The sequence below is a fragment of the Piscinibacter sp. genome (genome assembly GCF_050175855.1).
Classification (GTDB): Bacteria; Pseudomonadota; Gammaproteobacteria; order Burkholderiales; family Burkholderiaceae_C; genus Piscinibacter.
Map to the genome: position 1 here is coordinate 1 of NZ_JBFXIO010000008.1, position 16,092 is coordinate 16,092.

A 16,092-nucleotide genomic window follows, 5' to 3' on the forward strand; every position below is an offset into this window, starting at 1 on the left:
CGGACGCGGGAGGCCGCCGCGGCGAACCCTGGCGGCTGGCGCCTGCGGTCGAGGCGATCGTTTGGTCGGTCGTTGACCAGTGGGTCCCGCGGCAGCGCGAGCTCGCACACCCCGTGCTGGACGCCTTCAACGAGGTTCGCCGGCGCTGCACGGAACATGGTCTCGTGGCGCCGTCACGCAACACGGTGGCGCGCAGGCTGCGTTCGCACCGCGGCCAGGAACTCCAGCATCTGGCCTCTCTCCCGGGCGCTGCAATCGCGCCCGGCAGCTTCGGAGCGGACTGGCCGTTGGAGATCGTGCAGATCGACCACACCCAGGCCGACGTCCTCATCGTCGACCGCTTCACTCGCAAGGTCATCGGCCGCCCCTGGCTGTCGGTGGCCATCGATCTGGCCACGCGCACGGTCCCGGCCTTCTTCATCGGCATGGAGCGGCCCGGTGCTGGCACCGTGGCGCTCCTGGTCAGCCGCATCGTCCAGCCCAAGTCGGCCTGGCTGGCTCACCTGGGGCTGCAGATCGACTGGCCGATGGCCGGCCTGCCGCAGCGGCTGCACCTGGACAACGCGGCTGAGTTTCGCAGCCGCGCCCTTCGCCTGGGCTGCGCTCAGTACGGCATCGAGATCGACCACCGGCCGGTCGGCCGCCCGAACTATGGCGGCCACATCGAGCGCATGAACCGCACGCTGATGCAGCGGCTGAAGGGTCTGCCTGGCGCCACCGGCAACTCGCCGCGTGGCCGCAAGGCGCGCAAGCCCGAACAACGCGCCTGTCTGACCTTGGAGGAATTCGAGCGTTGGCTGGCCCTCGAAGTCGGCGAGCGCTACCACCACAGCGAGCATCGGGGCCTGTTCCACTCCACCCCCTTCGCGGCATGGCAGTCGCTGGTTGAACAGCGTGCCCCGCGCCAACTGGCGCCTGGGCCCGGTGAGGCCATGAAGCTGCTGATCAACTTCATGCCGCTGGCCCACCGCTCGATCCAGGCCGATGGCCTGACCATTTTCTACATCCGCTACTGGAACCCCGTGTTCGTCGTCTGGCGCGAACAGCGGCAGAGGGTGAGGGTGCGCTACCACCCCGAGGACCTGTCGAGGATCTTCGTCAGCGCCGACGGGCGCAACTATGTGCAAGCGAACTACGCCGACCTGCGGCGCCCTCGCATCACGCTGTGGGAGCAGCGTGCCGCCGTGCGAGCCCTCAGGGCGGCGCATGTGCCCCGGGTGTCCGAAGAGCATGTCTTCCGCGCCATCAGTTCGCAACGACAGATCGTGGAGCAAGCCGAGCGATCGGCACGCCGGGCGCGCCGCAACTCGAAGGCGCCACCGGCGGCGCCTTCGACTGAACTTCAGACCCGCGATTCTAGGCAGCCGACCGAAGTGGACTACAGCAAGCCGGTGACCCCCTACGCCGTGGAGATCTGGAAGTGATCGTGCGCGAGCGCTCCCACCTTCATTCCGCAGCGAGGCAGATGCTCGACCTCGACGACGAGCAGCGGGTGCGGGCGTTGCGGACCGACCGCTGGATCGACTACCCACGCGCGACGCAGGCGCTGCAATGGCTGCAACGGCTCCTGGACACCCCGCAGCGAGAACGCATGCCCTGCATGCTGCTGCACGGTCCGTCCAACATCGGCAAGACGCTGATCGTGGCCAAGTTCCTTCGTGAACATCCGCCTGCCTTCGACGCTGTGCGCGGCGTCGAGCACAGACCCGTGATCAGCCTGCCGATGCCGCCGTCGCCCGATCAGCGGCGCTTCTACCGGGCGTTGCTGACGGCAGTGGGGGTACCCCAAGGCCCCAACTCGACCTTGGCGAGCCTGGAGCAAGTGGCTTGCGACATCCTGCGCCGAATAGGGCCGCGGCTGTTGATCGTCGACGAGGTACACCACCTGCTGGCTGGCAGCGCACGGGAGCAGCGCGGCTCGCTGAACTTGCTGAAGTACCTCTCCAACGAGCTGAGGATGGCCATCGTTGCGGTCGGCACGAGCGAGGCGCCGGTGGCGTTCCAAAGCGACGCCCAGATCCACAGCCGCTTCACGCCGCTGGAGTTGCCCCGCTGGAGCGAGAGCGAGGAGTTCCGCTGCCTCCTGGCTGCGTTCGAGGCGGCACTGCCGCTGAAGCGGCCATCAGAGCTGACCCAGCGCCCGCTGGTGCAGTACCTGAGTGCGGTCAGCGGTGGGCTGCTTGGCGAGGTCTCGCGGCTGCTCAACGATGCGGCCGAGGCCGCCATCCGAGACGGCAGCGAGCGCATCACCCTGGGGCATCTCGAGCATGTGGCAAATCTGCCGTCGTGATCGACCCTGGCCTGTGGCGCATCGACCGTTTGAAGGCGAGGCCTTTGGTAGCTGGTTCGGCCGCATGGCATCGCGCTATCGATTGACGGTCGATGAACTGGCGTCATCGGCGGGAGTGACGGAGATCTTCGCCGATGAGCAACTCTCGTGGCTTGAGGTGCCAGTGCCCAGGGAAGGGGACTGCGAGGTTCTGGCAAGGCTTGCGCGCGTGAGCATCGAAATCATCGCTGCACTCGGTCCGCAGAGGCCCCTGCCGAGTAGACAGGACCTCCCGTTCTGCCACTCCTGCTTGTTCCTCAATCCCTTGGATGTCAGGGCGCCATCCTGGCCAGCTGGTTGGTTGCATGGGCACGAATTCGTCTGCAGCGAACATCCAGGCGAATCGAGCTGGGTGGGAAGGTCAACGGTGCGCAAGCATCGCAACATGGGCCGGCTCTTAAGCTACCTCAGCCGGCGTCGTCAAGCGATAGACAGACGTCGGTGTCCAGAGTTCAGGCTCTCTTGGCGACGCTAGCACGGTTCACGGACGCCGTTAGCAGGGTTTGCGGATCTCAACACTCATAGAAGCTGTCGCACGGCGTTCGCACCCTTGGCGCTGCCCATCGACGGGCGAGGATGGGACGGCAAAGTGTTGGATAGCCGACTGCTGGCTCAAATCGCCGCGCACCGTCTGCAGCGAGGGAACAACGACTGGGCCCGAGGAAGACGACGACTGCAGCGGTGCCGGAACCACTTCGCGCCGGGAATCGCCGAACGGATGAACGCCTGATGACAGGTCTGCGGCAATCAGCGTTGCTCTTGGGCCGTGGCCACCGGCCACAGCGGACCGAGGGCGTCCAGCGAGTTCTTGAGCAGAAGTCCAAGCTCCGTGTCACCCTCCATCATCAGCACGCGATCGAAGAACAAGCGATCGGGATCGTCCAGGCCGCGAGCCAGTCGCCACCAGCCTGAGGTCCGAGAGGCGATGCGCAGCGCCGCCACCGCCTGCTCGCCGGCCGCAGAGAAGCCCCGCGGGCCCGCGCACAGCCTCACGCGCACGCCCAGGTCGGTGATTTCCATTGCCACGACGCGACCAGCCAACCCGTCGCGCAACTCGGGCGGGAAGCGCGGCCACAACGCCCGGTTGATGGCCGCGGCCACCAGTGTCGACGGCGGCGCGCTGGGCAATTGAGTGACGCCTCCGGCCAGCTTGGCGATCGCGCGCGCCAGCAAGGGTGGCGGTGGTGCCAAGCGGTCCAAGTGGGCAGCGACCGAATCGACCCGGGCGGACAACCACCGCGGTGGTCGGCGAATGGAGATCATGCGTCTACTCCCGCCACTTCCGCCTGCACCGTGTTCATGCCCGCGCCGCCGAAGGCATATCCGGTCACGAGTGGCCGAGGGACGCCGGCTTCGGCCCAGCCGGCCAGTCGTCCCTCGGCCGGCTGGTCGCCGTTCAAGACAGCGTCGAAGTCTTCGATCACTTTCGTGAAGCCGGATGACTGCGGCGACAGCCGCACGCGGGTAGCCCCGCAGGATGCCAGCGCGGCGCCATGCTCCAGCAGGTTGTGCACACCGGCCGATTGAATCTGGGTGCCGTTGAGCACCAGGAATGACTGGCCTTCGGTACTGCGGACCAGACGGCCATCAGGGTCGTCCATGCAGGGGTAGCCGCACTGATCCTTGGGAACGCCGGCATGGCGCGCAGTGAAGCAACGCGCCGAGAACGACAGAGGCAATCGGCCAAATGCCCACACCTCGGTGACTATGGCGCCGCCGTCGGGTCCGCGCACCGGCTGTCCCGCCGGGTTGATATGGGCGACCGCAGCGAGCGACAGCTCCAGTGGCGGCACCCAGCGCAGCACGCCCAGATCGGCATGCTCGCGCAGTGCGGCCTGGCTGTAGACGTTGACGTGCGGACCCAGCACCAGCGGCACGCGGCCGCGCAGCAAGGCCAGTGCCGACGCATCGCCTGCCTCCACGGCATGGCAGGCGAGATCGGCGTGGCGCTCGATCAGGCGCAGATCGGCCTCGGTTTCCACCAGCGCCTGCGTGGCCAGGATGACCTGCTTGCCGGCCTGGGTGAGTTCGCGCGCCAGCGCCAGCCAGTCGTCCAGGCGCAGCTCGCGGCGGCGCGCGCACACCACTTCGCCCAGGACTACGCAGTCGGCGGGCGATTCCGCGATCCCGGCGTAGAAGTCCAACAGGCGTGCACGCGACCAGAGGTACAGCACCGGTCCTACGGTCAGGCCGAAGCGTCTGGACTTCGATTCGGATAGATGGGACAGCGCCGGGGCCTGAGCGACGGACGTGTCGCGAGCAGGGTGGTGAAGGGCATCCATGGGCGGTTCCTTCATCGCCAGGGGCGCTCGAACGCACCCAGCGTGGTCTGCGCCCCTTCCGCATGGCGCGACAGCGCCTGGGTCCATGCCGGCAGGGGCTGGAAAGCCTGGCTTTGCGCGGCGGCAGCGCAGGCAGCGTCGATCGCCGCGCGCCAGGTACGTGTGACATCGCCCACATAGGCGGCGCTGCGCTGACGGCCCTCGATCTTGAAAGCGCGCACGCCCATGGCGATGAGCTGCGGCAGGATCGCCATGGTGTTGAGGCTCGTGGGTTCTTCCAGCGCATGCGAGCGTTGGCCATCCACATCGAACCGGCCCTTGCACAAAGTCGGGTAGCCGCGCGGCTCATCTGGCGCGTAGTGGTCGATCAGTACACCGCCCAGCCGGGCGCGCACGCCGTCGGCCCCCTCTTGCCATCTCACGGCCGATGCCGGAGAACAGACCCCGGCCGTGTTGGGCGACTGTCCGGTGGCATAGGACGACAGCGCGCAGCGGCCCTCGACCATCACGCACAGGCTGCCGAATCCGAAGACCTCGATCTCCACCGAGGTTCCTTCGATGATCTTGGCAATCTGGTCCGCCGCCACCACGCGAGGCAGCACTGCCCGCTGCACACCGTAGCGCTGGCGGTAGAACTCGATGGCCGCATGGCTGGTGGCCGAGGCCTGCACCGACAGGTGCAGGCGCAGGCTCGGCAGATGACGCACGCAGTGGCCCATCACCGCGGTGTCGGCCACGATCAGCGCGTCCGCGCCCAGTTCGGCGGCCTTGTCGGCCGCGGCGAACCACGGCTCGGGGCTGCGCGCGTCGGCAAAGGTGTTCAGCGCCATCAGCACCTGCGCGCCATGCCGATGCGCGTAGGCGATGCCTTCGCGGATCTGTGTCTCGTCGAAGTTCAGGCCGGCGAAGTTGCGGGCGTTGGTCGCGTCCTTCAGGCCCAGATAGACGGCATCGGCGCCGGCATCCACGGCCACGGTGAGGGCACGCAGGCTGCCGGCTGGGCAGACAAGTTGGGGGCTTGAGGGCAGGTTGGTGTGCGTGGCCAGCATGGGAGAAGGGCCGGAGCGCGATGCTGGCCTCGGATGGCAGGCAAAACGGAGGAGTCTGGAAACGCGCGGCAAGTATGGTCTTGCGCTAACGCAAAGAGATATCCAGAGTCCACTGGCTGCGATCGCCCAAGAGCATGCGCTGGATCAAATCCACTTCGACTGATCCCCAAGGACACTACATATAGCGTTTTCGTTCAGTACCAAACACTATAGGTAGCGCATGCAGCATCAACTCCAGGTGAACCCGTTAGCGCCCGTGGCGGTCATCAAGCGCGAAGGCCAGAGCGCGCCGTTCCAGGTCGGCAAGATCGCCGACGCGCTGGCACGCGCGGGTGTCGCCACCGGCGAGTTCGAAGTCGTGCGTGCGCAGGACCTGGCACATCGTGTCACCGCGCGGCTGGCCGGCCGCGTGGCGCACATCGAGCGCATCCAGGACGAAGCCGAGGCAGTGCTGATCGAGTCCGGCCATCTCGAAACGGCGCGTGCCTACATCGCCTACCGCGAGCAGCACCGCCTGTTGCGTGCCGACCGCGGCTGCATGGTCGATGTGGGGCGATCGGTCAACGAATATCTGGCCCGCGAGGACTGGCGCGTCAACGCCAACGCCAATCAGGGCTATTCGCTGGGCGGGCTAATCTTGAACGTGGCGGGCAAGGTGACGGCCAACTACTGGCTGGAACATGTGTACCCGCCGGCCGTGGGGCAGGCCCACCGCGAGGCCGACCTTCACCTCCACGACCTCGACATGCTTTCGGGCTATTGCGCCGGCTGGTCGCTGCGAACGCTGCTGCACGAGGGCTTGAACGGGATCCCGGGCAAGGTGGACTCGGCGCCGCCCAAACACCTGTCGAGCGCGATCGGGCAGATCGTCAACTTCCTGGGCACGCTGCAGAACGAATGGGCCGGCGCCCAGGCGTTCAGCTCCTTCGACACTTACTTGGCGCCCTACGTACGCGTCGATTCACTGGGCTACGAACAGGTGCGCCAGTGCCTGCAGGAGCTGGTGCACAACCTCAACGTGCCCTCTCGCTGGGGGACCCAGACGCCATTCACCAATCTCACCTTCGACTGGACTTGCCCGGAAGACCTGCGCGAGCAGGTGCCGGTGATCGCCGGGCGTGAGATGCCCTTTGCCTACGGCGACCTGCAGGCTGAGATGGACCTGATCAACCGCGCCTACATCGACGTGATGTGCGCCGGCGATGCCAAGGGCCGCGCCTTCACCTTTCCCATCCCCACCTACAACATCACACGCGACTTCGACTGGGACCATCTCAACTGCGATGCGCTGTTCGAGATGACGGCGCGCTACGGCCTGCCGTACTTCCAGAACTTCCTCAACAGCGATCTGCAGCCGCACATGGTGCGCAGCATGTGCTGCCGGCTGCAGCTCGACCTGCGCGAACTGCTCAAGCGTGGCAACGGCCTGTTCGGCTCGGCCGAGCAGACCGGCTCGGTCGGTGTCGTCACGCTCAACGGGGCCCGCCTGGGTTACCTGTATGCCGGCGACGAGGCCGCGCTGCTGGCGCGCACCGACGAACTGCTGGACCTGGCGCGCGACAGCCTCGAGATCAAGCGCAAAGTGATCCAGGGCTACATCGACGGTGGCCTGTACCCCTACACCAAGCGCTACCTCGGCACGCTGCGCAACCACTTCTCGACCATCGGGGTGAACGGCGTCAACGAGATGATCCGCAACTTCAGCGGCGGCACCGAAGACATCACCACGCCCTGGGGCGAGGCCTTTGCGCTGCGCTGGCTGCAGCACATCCGCGCGCGCATGACCGAGTTCCAGGAGGGCACGGGTCACCTCTTCAACCTGGAGGCCACGCCGGCCGAGGGCACGACCTACCGCTTCGCCAAGGAGGACCGGCGGCGCTACCCCGGCATCCTGCAGGCCGGAAGCGAGCGCCAGCCCTACTACACCAACTCCACCCAGCTGCCGGTGGGCTTCACCAGCGATCCGTTCGAGGCCCTGGCTCGCCAGGAGCCGCTGCAGCGCCTGTACACCGGCGGCACGGTGCTGCACCTCTACCTGGGCGAGCGCTTGCCGGATGCCCAGGCCTGCCGCAGCCTGGTGCGGCGTGCGCTGGAGAACTTCCGCCTGCCCTACATCACCGTCACGCCCACGTTCTCGATCTGCCCGGTTCACGGCTACCTGTCGGGCGAACACCAGTTCTGTCCGCAGTGCGACGAGCTGGCGTTGCAGCGCAAGCGCAGCGCGCAAGCCGAAGCGGCAGCCATCTGAGCCCAAACCGCCGGCGCAGGGTGCGCCGGGCGCCCGCTCCATGCATCGACCCAGCCCCTGAAAGGATCTTCATGAGCCACAGCCAGACCGCCATCCACCACCCGGAACTCGCCATCCACGAGCGCCAGCCCTGCGAGGTCTGGACCCGCGTGATGGGCTACCACCGGCCAGTGGCCTCGTTCAACATCGGCAAGCAAGGCGAGCATGCCGAGCGCCTGAGCTTCGTGGCCAAGGACTGCGCCATGGTGACCGAGGGTCTTGCCGAGGCCTCGCAAGTGCTTCCGGCCTGCGCCTGAGTGTCATCCATGGTGGCCGCCGATGCCTTGTCGGTGGGCGGCTTCGAGCCTTTCTCCACGCAGGACTGGCCGGGCCGTTTGGCGGCCGTCGTCTTCGTGCAAGGCTGTCCCTGGCGCTGCAGCTACTGTCACAACCCGGGTTTGCAGTCTCAGTGCGCGCCCCAGGCCGGGCTTCGCTGGGCTGACCTGCGCGCGCGCTGGCGGACCCGCATCGGCCTGCTCGACGGACTGGTGTTCAGCGGCGGTGAACCCACGCTGGACCCGGCGCTGCCGTCGGCCCTGGCCGAAGTGCGCGAGGCAGGCTTGGCCACGGCGCTGCACACGGCTGGCGTCTCGGCTGCGCACTTGAGCCGCATGCTGCCGCTGCTGGACTGGGTGGCGCTGGACATCAAGGCCGCGCCGCCCCAACTGCCGGCGCTGACGGGCGCGCCGGGCAGCGTGCGGGAAACCGCGCGGGCGCTGCAACTGGTGCAGCAGTCAGGCGTGGCGTACGAACTGCGCACCACATGGCATCCGCGGTGGCTGCCCGAGCCTGCGCTGCTGATGCTGGCCGATTGGCTGGCGTCGCACGGCGTGCAGCGCTGGGTGTTGCAGGCGGGACGCCCGCCCGGCGGCGGCCCGGCCGCGGCGCTCGCCGCGTCATGGCGCGAGGCGCTGAAGGCGCGGGTCCCGCAACTCAGCTTTCGTTGATCGTCGGGCCGCACACGGCCCTGCGACGTCGACGTCGACCGAGACTTCTCGGCCGTCAACGCTTCTCGATTGCGGCAATGATCGGTGACTGGGACGAACGCGAGCGGGCTCTGGGCGGTTGGCCCAGCCAGCGGCCATGCCGCAGCAGCCAGAACGCGGTCACGAAGCTCCAGGCCACGGCGGCTGCAGGCAGCCAAACCGAAGCGGCCTGCGGCCAGAGCAAGGCGCATAGCCGGGCGAGCACGGCGGTCTGAAGCACCATATAGAGCAGGCGGGCGACACCGTCGATCGCGCGGGCGATTCCCTGGTGCGCGGCGCTTACGCGTGTCGCCATGGTCAGCAAGGTGCCGCCCAGGTAACCCATGCCCAAGGCGTGCAGGCCGGCGAGTCCGAGCCGCCTGGCGCTCTCATCGGACAACGCGGGGAGCGCCGCAGCCGTCAACAGCAGCAACGCCAGCAGCCACCACAAGGCCGCGCCGAAGAGCATCTTCAGCATGGGCGTGCGCATCGCGGGGTGTCCCACCCAGCGAAGTGTGAGGCCAGCACTGGCGACGCACACGACGACCAAATGGCCGAAGCCAACGAACCGCGGCCACGGGGGCAGCGGGGCCATGCTGGGCAACAACGCACCGACCGCCTGGACAGGGACGAGCGATACCAGCAGCCACAGCGGCCAATGGGGCCAGCCTCGATCCAGCGCCGGCCACAGGCCATCGCCGAGGAATGGAAGCATGCGATGCGAGGCTGCCACGAACACCAAGACGGGTCCGCACCACAACCCGGCCTGTGCCAGAGGCTGCAGCCACTCCACGCAACCGGTGGCCAATGCCAGCGCTGCGGCCAGGAGTGTCAGCGCCATGGCTGCCATGGCGATGGTGATCAGAGCGACGTGCACGCGCTCTCCGGAGCGACCCGTGCGCAGCAGGGCCAGCACCCGTTCGACCAGAAGCGACTGGCCAATCGCAGCCGCGAGCAACATGGCCGCAACGGCTCGAGCGTCCACCCCGGTAAGCGGCAGTGCCAGCAGCCAGCCTGCCGAAAACAATCCCACTCCCACGCAAAGCTGGCGCGTGCCGATAGGGGTGGTATGTAGCCACCGCGGACCTGCGGTGAACACGAAGCCGGCCACGAACAGGGGCATGGCGCCCAGGCTGAACCAGAGTCCGTGCCACGCCACCAAAGGCACCAGATGCTGAGAATCACCGGCGCGTGGCCCAGCGAGCAACTCGGCTGCCCACCAGCCTGCGCTGACCGCCCACTGCACGCCGGCCCAGAAGAAGCACAGCCGATGGGGCGAGCTGAGCAGCCGTTGGGCACTCCAGCTTGGCGCGCGGGTCGACTCGGCTGCAGCGGCCTCAGGGGGCGGAAAGCTCATTCAGCGGACGCCAGACCCACCTCGGCCAGCCACCGCCGCCAGGCCAGAGCCGCCTGCCTAGCCAGTGTGCCGGACCGGGCCGCCGTCTCGGCGCGCAACGCGGGCACGTCGACGCCGGTCTGGGCAAGTTCCAGCGCGTGGCCCACCAGCCATCGCTCGAACGTGGCACCGTCCAGTTCGGGATGGCATTGCAGGCCCAGCACATGCTGCTGCCACCGGTAGGCCTGATGGCGGTACGACGCCGTGCTGGCCAGCAGCTGAGCACCTTCGGGCAGGTCGAAGGTGTCGCCGTGCCAGTGCAGCATCGAGGTCAACCTGCCGTCCAGCGGAGCCAGGGCCGAAACGCGCCCCGCAGCGCTCAGCTGCAGCGGCGTCCAGCCGAGTTCCTTCAACGGCCCGGGGTACACGCGAGCGCCCAGCGCGGCGGCGATCAGCTGAGCTCCCAAGCAGATGCCGAGCGTGGGCCGACCGGCCAGCATGCGCGTTCGCAGCCACCCGATCTCGTGCGCGAGCCAGGGGTATGCGGCGACCTCGTAGACACCGATGGGGCCGCCCAACACCACGACCAGGTCCGGGGCGACGGGATCGACATGGGCCAGATCCGGACTCCAGCCGTCCAGATAGCGGGGCGCGATGCCGGATTGGTCCAGAACGGGAGCGAGGGTGCCGAGGTCCTCGAATGCGACGTGCCGGATGGCGAGGCTGCTTGTCACGATGAAACCGGCTCCCGAGGCCTGGGGGCTGAGGAGGTCATGGCACCGCCTACCGCGTGCGGCCCAGAAACCCCAAAACCAACCAAAGAAGCGCCGCGCACCAGGCCGCCACCGCGATCGAGATGAACATGCGCGGAACGGCATCGAGGAACCCGATCCCCATTGCCTCGATCATGCGCTCCGTGCCCGCAGCGTACATGCTGAGCGGGAGCAACGCGCCCAAGTAGAACGTGCATAGCGCAGCGGAAGGCGCCGGTAGACACGGCGCCACAGCGCCGTGCCCGTGGTGAAGTGTCGTGGGAGTGACTCTCCATGTTTCAACGACGCCGGCTCAGGTCGACTTGACCGTCTGAAGTGACGACTGCGAGCGGTACAAGGCGGCCACCAGGTCCGACTGGGTCACCATGCCGGAGAGCCGGCGCTGCGCGTCGACGACGGGCAAGTGGTGCATGCCCTCGTCGGACCGCCTGGGCACAAGCTCGACCACCGCGTCTTCTTCTGTCACGGTGTGCACGGGGCTGGTCATGATCTGCCCGACGACCTCGGCCTTGTCGGAGTAGTCCCCCGGCGTGGGCGCCAGCAGCTTGCGGATCTGCTGCCCCAGGCTCAGGTGATCGCGCGGGTCCAGCCGGGCGTGCTTGAGGAAGTCCACCAGTGTGACGACGCCGATCACCCGCCGGGCACGGTCCACCACGGGCAGCGCCCGGATGCGGTGGCGGTGGAGCAAGGTCCAGGCTTCCTGCAGCGGTGTGGCGAATTCAACCGTGACCAGATCGCGCGACATGATGTCGGCGCAGCGCACCTTGCCGAACTGCCGCTCCCAGGCCAGCCCCTGGGCGTGCCGCAACACCTGTTCCAGCGACTGGCTGTCGATGTCGACCAGCTCATTGAAGCTGCGCAACGCGGCGTCCAGGTCGTCGGTGGTCATGCCAATGCGGTCCTGCGGCGCAGCATCGGCCGTGCGATGACGGTTGGCATGTACCACCGGATGCGGTGCCACGTGGTTGTGCGTCAGGCGCCGCCAGAACAGCGCGCACGCGACGAGCATTGCCGAGTTCAACGCAATCGGCGCCAGCGCGAACCCGTAGCCCAGCTGGTGCACCTCGGCCCCACCCACCACCGCCGTGAGGGCCACCGCGCCGCCTGGCGGATGCACGCAACGCAAGGGGAACATCAGCGCCAGTGCCAGGCCGGCGGCCAGCGCAGCGGCCACGGGCGAGGCGCCCATGGTGCGGTAGATGAACACACCGACCAGCGCGGCCGTGAGATTGCCCACCACCGCCGGCCAGGGCTGGGCCAGCGGGCTGCTGGGAACGGCGAACAACAGCACAGCCGAGGCGCCCATCGGCGCGCCGAGCCACACCGAGTCGGCCCCCCACGCCCACCAGCTGAAGCCACCTGTCAGCAGAAGCCCAAGCACGGCCCCCGCAACATCGCGCGTTCGCTCGCGGGCATCGACGGTCTGCCGCTGGAAGCCCAGCCACAGCAGCCCTCGGCTGTTTTCCAGCAGATTCTTCATCGTCGCGCAGGGAGTCAGGATGGTCCAGACGCGTGACTATCCCGCGAAAGTTGTCCGGGGCCCCATTGGACCCGATCCACGATCATCGACTTCGCGATGGCGATGCCGGATCTCCACGCGCCCGCAGCCGTCGCGTCGTCGGTCACGTACTCCGCCGACTGTTCATGAGGAGCGTTGGCGGGTGCATGCACCACCACCTGCACATAGCTTCCAGAACCATTGGCAAAGGTTCTGGCCCTGACCTCGAAAACGCAGCCCGCATGAGCAGACTGTGCGTACGCATGCGGGAGCGCGTCCGACGCGAGGCACTCGTCTGTGCGGGGGCTCATTGCTCGAGAGGGGGCTCGGTCCCCGCCACAGCACGCTGCACAGGGACAGTCTCGTCGCTAGCGCCGGCTGGCGGCTGCGGGTGGGTTCCCCAACTCTCCCAGTCCGCCCCGAAGAGTTCGGACGGATGAAGAGTGGCCACGCTCCCGTTCCCGCACATCATCGAATCGGCCGCACAGTACCGGTCGCATCCCCAGCAGATTCGCTCAGGATGCGCAGGCTTCACCGGGAACCGCTTGCTCATCGCGCGGCCGCTACCCTTGCCGTGCAAGCGAACTGTCGAACTGCGGGAACAGCACTGTGTTCTCCAGTTGAATATGCTTCTGCAGGTCTTCGGCAAAAGTCTTCGTTGCCGTGCAGAGCCGAACCCATGTTCTGCAGGCGCCCGCCGGCGGCGTGGCTTGCCGCGTCAGTGCCATCAGCTGTGTCAGCCGGTGGGCGTGTTCCTCATGCTCCGACATCATCACGCAGATGGGGTGGGTCACGAAGGAGCTTCCGCCTCGCGCCAGCATCGGAAAGAGCACGCCTTCTTCCTTGGCCATGTGATCCAGCAATTCCGAGTGCATCTGCTGCAGAAGCACGGTCAGACCCCGCGGCACGTCCGGATGATCCGCATGGACGGATTCCACCTTGGTTGCCAGCTCGATCAGTTCGGGCAGCTGCTGACGGTGGACCTCGTGGAAGCGCTGCAGGATGTACTCGATCAGCGCCGAAGGCTCGGTGGGTTCTGTCTTGCCGGCCGCGCCGCCGGGTTCGGGTGTGCCGCCTTCAGAGAAACGCGACTCGACCCGCTCGATGTTCTGACGATGGGCCTGCAGCATCGCCTCCAGGTCTGCGCGTGCTTGCGGGACATCCAGCCGGGGGAGCAAGGCTTCGAGCTTTCGCACGACCCAGGCTTGACCCCGATTGAGGAACTTCAGCCGATCGTCGACGTCAGGGATCGCCATCGCCTTGCCATGGAAGGCGCCCGTTGCGCTCGAAGGCGTGGCGCCGAGGGACTTGATCGTCCGCATCAGCATGCCGCACCAGTGCACTTCGTCCTTGTGAATGTCGGCCACCAGGGCGGCCAGCTCCTGTGAGTGGATCTCGCGGCCTGTCTCCATGGCCACGCGCGCTCCTGCGCGCTCGGCTTCGAGCAGCTCATTGAGCGCGGCCAGCAACTCGGCGCGAGCGGTCTCATCGAGCGAGGGCCGATTCTCCTGCGGTGAATGTGGATCCATGACTTCTGAACCTCGCTGTCTAGGGGATGAGGGCCGTCCGCGCGCCCGCAGCAGCGGAGTGGCAGAACAGGGGGAACAACACCTCGTCCTCGAGGCGGATGTGTTCGGCCAGCTCGCGGGCGAAGTCGTCGACGCCCCGGACGAGCTGGGCCAGGATCGGTTGCGCCGCGCCCGTCGCATCGGTCGCGCGAAGTTGGCTCTGCAACTCCTGCACGGCCGGCAGATGCTCGCCGTGCTCTCGATGCAGATCCTCGATCAGGCGCCCAATGAGCGTGTTGCCGCCCTGTTCCATCATCGGGAAGAGCCGCATCTCCTCCTTGAACATGTGCTGCTCGAGCGCATTGCCGATCGAGGCCAGTTGCTCGACCACGCCGACATGGAGACCGAGCGCGACGGCCTGGCTGGCCAGGGACAGCAACTGCGCAAGCGCTCGCCGATGGGTGTCGTGGTAGCGGGTCTGGATGTGCTCGATCAGTGTCGCCGCCTGGGCGGCAGGATCGATGCGAGAAGCGTGTTCAGCGGGCATGGCCGGACCAGTCTGGGCGAGCCGGCGACGTTGCGTCGTTGACGCAAGTCAACGGCCCGGGCAAACCCGCCCGGAGTAGTTCTTCAGAACTATGTACCGGCGTGGCCCCATCGTTCTTCTGCCGTGCCGCGCCTAGCCACCGGTCGGATGGTCACGGACATAGGCCGGGCGGACAGTCTCGCCAACCCCGGTCAAGTCAGCATCATGGCTTCCCTTACCAACCCCACGGCCCTCCCTACCGCCATCCCACGCCAGGCGTGGTCCGTGCTCGTCGTGAGCACGCTGGCGTTCACCGTCTGCTTCATGGTCTGGATGATGTTTGGCGTCATCGGGATCCCGCTGAAGAAGAGCCTTGGCCTGTCGGCCACCGAGTTCGGCCTGCTGACCGCCACCCCGGTGCTCACGGGCTCGCTGATCCGCGTGCCTCTGGGCATCTGGACCGACCGCTACGGCGGCCGCATCGTGATGGCGCTGCTGATGGCTGCCACGGTGCCGGCGATCTGGCTGATGAGCTACGCCACCGCCTACTGGCACTTCCTGGTCATCGGCCTGTTCGTGGGTCTGGCGGGCGGCTCCTTCTCGGTGGGCACGCCCTATGTGGCGCGCTGGTTTCCGAAGTCCCGCCAGGGCATGGCGATGGGTGTGTACGGTGCCGGCAACTCCGGTTCGGCCGTCAACAAGTTCGCTGCGCCGGTGCTGCTGGCCATCGGCGGCTGGACGCTGGTGCCGCAGGTCTACGCCGCGGTGATGCTCGGCACCGTCATCCTGTTCTGGCTGGGCAGCGCCAGCGATCCCAAGCACAGGGTGCCGTCGAGCGTGAAGTTCACCGACCAACTGAAGATGCTGAAGGACCCCAAGGTGCTGAAGTACTGCCAGTACTACAGCATCGTCTTCGGTGGCTATGTTGCGCTGGCCCTGTGGATGGTGCAGTACTACGTGGGCGAGTTCGGCCTGTCGATCCAGGCCGCCGCCCTGCTCGCCGCCTGTTTCAGTCTGCCTGGTGGCGTGCTGCGCGCTGTCGGCGGGATTCTCTCTGACAAGTTCGGCGCCCATCAGGTCACTTGGTGGGTGCTTTGGGTCAGCTGGGTGTGCCTGTTCCTGCTGAGCTACCCGCAGACCGAGTTCACGGTGCTCACCGTCAACGGCCCCCGCACCTTCCAAGTGGGCCTGAACGTCTACGTATTCACAGCGCTGATGTTCATCCTGGGCATCGCCTGGGCCTTCGGAAAGGCCAGCGTCTTCAAGTACATCGGCGACGACTACGCCGGAAACATCGGAACCGTCAGCGGCATCGTGGGCCTGGCAGGTGGCCTTGGGGGCTTCGTGTTGCCGATCCTGTTCGGTGCATTGATGGATCTGACCGGCATCCGCTCGAGCGCCTTCATGCTGCTGTACGGCGTGGTTTGGGTCTCGCTGATCTGGATGTACTGGACCGAGGTGCGCAAGACTGAAATGATGGGCCGCAACGCGCCCGCATCGCCCCTGTCGCGCAGTTTCGCGCGCTGAGGGCAAGGAGAA

At 67.2% G+C, this 16,092-nt stretch carries 16 protein-coding genes; 6 read left to right on the plus strand and 10 right to left on the minus strand.

Features of this window, described 5'->3' with window-relative positions; genetic code table 11:
* A partial coding sequence (locus AB7U92_RS01510) for a Mu transposase C-terminal domain-containing protein (protein WP_428574018.1) occupies positions 1 to 1,424 on the plus strand: 1,424 nt, incomplete at its 5' end.
* Positions 1,425 to 1,465: 41 nt separating this feature from the next.
* The gene (locus AB7U92_RS01515) at positions 1,466 to 2,290 is read left to right on the plus strand and encodes a TniB family NTP-binding protein (RefSeq protein WP_428574020.1); all 825 of its coding nucleotides are present in this window, start codon (positions 1,466 to 1,468) and stop codon (positions 2,288 to 2,290) included.
* A gap of 786 nt (positions 2,291 to 3,076) precedes the next feature.
* Here the strand turns inward: AB7U92_RS01515 and ubiT are convergent.
* The 3 genes from ubiT to ubiU are packed head-to-tail and all read right to left on the minus strand — an operon-like array spanning position 3,077 to position 5,660.
* A complete protein-coding gene (gene ubiT / locus AB7U92_RS01520) occupies positions 3,077 to 3,592 on the minus strand; it encodes a ubiquinone anaerobic biosynthesis accessory factor UbiT (protein ID WP_428574022.1) in 516 nt (171 codons plus the stop codon).
* Positions 3,589 to 4,626: a U32 family peptidase gene (locus AB7U92_RS01525; protein WP_428574024.1), complete on the minus strand. Its 1,038-nt coding sequence runs from the start codon at positions 4,624 to 4,626 to the stop codon at positions 3,589 to 3,591. Before AB7U92_RS01525 ends, ubiT begins: the two co-directional genes overlap by 4 nt.
* Complete coding sequence (gene ubiU / locus AB7U92_RS01530; protein WP_428574073.1) at positions 4,623 to 5,660, minus strand: ubiquinone anaerobic biosynthesis protein UbiU; 1,038 nt, start codon at positions 5,658 to 5,660, stop codon at positions 4,623 to 4,625. The genes AB7U92_RS01525 and ubiU overlap by 4 nt, the downstream gene beginning before the upstream one ends.
* A 220-nt stretch (positions 5,661 to 5,880) precedes the next feature.
* Here ubiU and AB7U92_RS01535 point away from each other — a divergent pair, with 220 nt between their 5' ends.
* The 3 genes from AB7U92_RS01535 (at position 5,881) to AB7U92_RS01545 (ending at position 8,894) form a co-directional block, all read left to right on the plus strand.
* The gene (locus tag AB7U92_RS01535; protein WP_428574026.1) at positions 5,881 to 7,908 is read left to right on the plus strand and encodes a ribonucleoside triphosphate reductase; all 2,028 of its coding nucleotides are present in this window, start codon (positions 5,881 to 5,883) and stop codon (positions 7,906 to 7,908) included.
* A 71-nt stretch (positions 7,909 to 7,979) separates the two neighbouring features.
* Complete coding sequence (nrdD, locus tag AB7U92_RS01540) at positions 7,980 to 8,204, plus strand: anaerobic ribonucleoside-triphosphate reductase (RefSeq protein WP_276658372.1); 225 nt, start codon at positions 7,980 to 7,982, stop codon at positions 8,202 to 8,204.
* A 9-nt stretch (positions 8,205 to 8,213) separates the two neighbouring features.
* Positions 8,214 to 8,894, plus strand: a complete 681-nt coding sequence (locus tag AB7U92_RS01545; RefSeq protein ID WP_276658374.1) for an anaerobic ribonucleoside-triphosphate reductase activating protein — start codon at positions 8,214 to 8,216, stop codon at positions 8,892 to 8,894.
* Positions 8,895 to 8,949: 55 nt separating this feature from the next.
* Here AB7U92_RS01545 and AB7U92_RS01550 read toward each other — a convergent pair whose 3' ends face one another.
* The 7 genes from AB7U92_RS01550 to AB7U92_RS01580 all read right to left on the minus strand — a co-directional run bounded on the left by AB7U92_RS01550 (position 8,950) and on the right by AB7U92_RS01580 (position 14,574).
* Positions 8,950 to 10,269: an NnrS family protein gene (locus AB7U92_RS01550; protein ID WP_428574029.1), complete on the minus strand. Its 1,320-nt coding sequence runs from the start codon at positions 10,267 to 10,269 to the stop codon at positions 8,950 to 8,952.
* Positions 10,266 to 10,982, minus strand: a complete 717-nt coding sequence (locus AB7U92_RS01555; RefSeq protein WP_428574031.1) for a glutamine amidotransferase — start codon at positions 10,980 to 10,982, stop codon at positions 10,266 to 10,268. The genes AB7U92_RS01550 and AB7U92_RS01555 overlap by 4 nt, the downstream gene beginning before the upstream one ends.
* A 49-nt stretch (positions 10,983 to 11,031) precedes the next feature.
* Positions 11,032 to 11,196 carry a hypothetical protein gene (locus AB7U92_RS01560; RefSeq protein ID WP_428574033.1) on the minus strand — a complete coding sequence of 55 codons (165 nt, stop codon included), beginning with the start codon at positions 11,194 to 11,196 and terminating at the stop codon, positions 11,032 to 11,034.
* Between the two features lie 117 nt (positions 11,197 to 11,313).
* Positions 11,314 to 12,501, minus strand: coding sequence for an HPP family protein (locus AB7U92_RS01565; protein ID WP_428574035.1), 1,188 nt, complete (start codon positions 12,499 to 12,501; stop codon positions 11,314 to 11,316).
* Positions 12,502 to 12,826: 325 nt separating this feature from the next.
* Entirely contained in the window at positions 12,827 to 13,072 is a 246-nt protein-coding gene (locus tag AB7U92_RS01570) for a DUF3079 domain-containing protein (RefSeq protein ID WP_276658383.1), read from the minus strand.
* 10 nt (positions 13,073 to 13,082) lie between these two features.
* Positions 13,083 to 14,048 (minus strand): DUF6306 domain-containing protein, encoded by a 966-nt coding sequence (locus AB7U92_RS01575; protein WP_158288974.1) that lies wholly within the window; start codon positions 14,046 to 14,048, stop codon positions 13,083 to 13,085.
* A 19-nt stretch (positions 14,049 to 14,067) separates the two neighbouring features.
* On the minus strand, positions 14,068 to 14,574 hold the full coding sequence (locus AB7U92_RS01580) for a hemerythrin domain-containing protein (protein WP_428574037.1): 507 nt from the start codon (positions 14,572 to 14,574) through the stop codon (positions 14,068 to 14,070).
* Positions 14,575 to 14,778: 204 nt separating this feature from the next.
* On the opposite strand from AB7U92_RS01580, the gene AB7U92_RS01585 reads away from it, so the two are divergent.
* Positions 14,779 to 16,080, plus strand: a complete 1,302-nt coding sequence (locus tag AB7U92_RS01585) for an MFS transporter (RefSeq protein WP_428574039.1) — start codon at positions 14,779 to 14,781, stop codon at positions 16,078 to 16,080.
* Positions 16,081 to 16,092 lie beyond the last annotated feature (12 nt).

Bases quoted from the DNA above. Each gene is read 5' to 3' on its own strand.
- AB7U92_RS01565 (WP_428574035.1), bottom strand. From the start codon at position 12,501: ATGAAGAATCTGCTGGAAAACAGCCGAGGGCTGCTGTGGCTGGGCTTC.
- ubiU (WP_428574073.1), bottom strand. From the start codon at position 5,660: ATGCTGGCCACGCACACCAACCTGCCCTCAAGCCCCCAACTTGTCTGC.
- ubiT (WP_428574022.1), bottom strand. From the start codon at position 3,592: ATGATCTCCATTCGCCGACCACCGCGGTGGTTGTCCGCCCGGGTCGAT.
- AB7U92_RS01525 (WP_428574024.1), bottom strand. From the start codon at position 4,626: ATGAAGGAACCGCCCATGGATGCCCTTCACCACCCTGCTCGCGACACG.
- AB7U92_RS01535 (WP_428574026.1), top strand. From the start codon at position 5,881: ATGCAGCATCAACTCCAGGTGAACCCGTTAGCGCCCGTGGCGGTCATC.
- AB7U92_RS01585 (WP_428574039.1), top strand. From the start codon at position 14,779: ATGGCTTCCCTTACCAACCCCACGGCCCTCCCTACCGCCATCCCACGC.
- AB7U92_RS01545 (WP_276658374.1), top strand. From the start codon at position 8,214: ATGGTGGCCGCCGATGCCTTGTCGGTGGGCGGCTTCGAGCCTTTCTCC.
- AB7U92_RS01550 (WP_428574029.1), bottom strand. From the start codon at position 10,269: ATGAGCTTTCCGCCCCCTGAGGCCGCTGCAGCCGAGTCGACCCGCGCG.
- AB7U92_RS01570 (WP_276658383.1), bottom strand. From the start codon at position 13,072: ATGAGCAAGCGGTTCCCGGTGAAGCCTGCGCATCCTGAGCGAATCTGC.
- AB7U92_RS01580 (WP_428574037.1), bottom strand. From the start codon at position 14,574: ATGCCCGCTGAACACGCTTCTCGCATCGATCCTGCCGCCCAGGCGGCG.
- AB7U92_RS01515 (WP_428574020.1), top strand. From the start codon at position 1,466: ATGCTCGACCTCGACGACGAGCAGCGGGTGCGGGCGTTGCGGACCGAC.
- AB7U92_RS01575 (WP_158288974.1), bottom strand. From the start codon at position 14,048: ATGGATCCACATTCACCGCAGGAGAATCGGCCCTCGCTCGATGAGACC.
- nrdD (WP_276658372.1), top strand. From the start codon at position 7,980: ATGAGCCACAGCCAGACCGCCATCCACCACCCGGAACTCGCCATCCAC.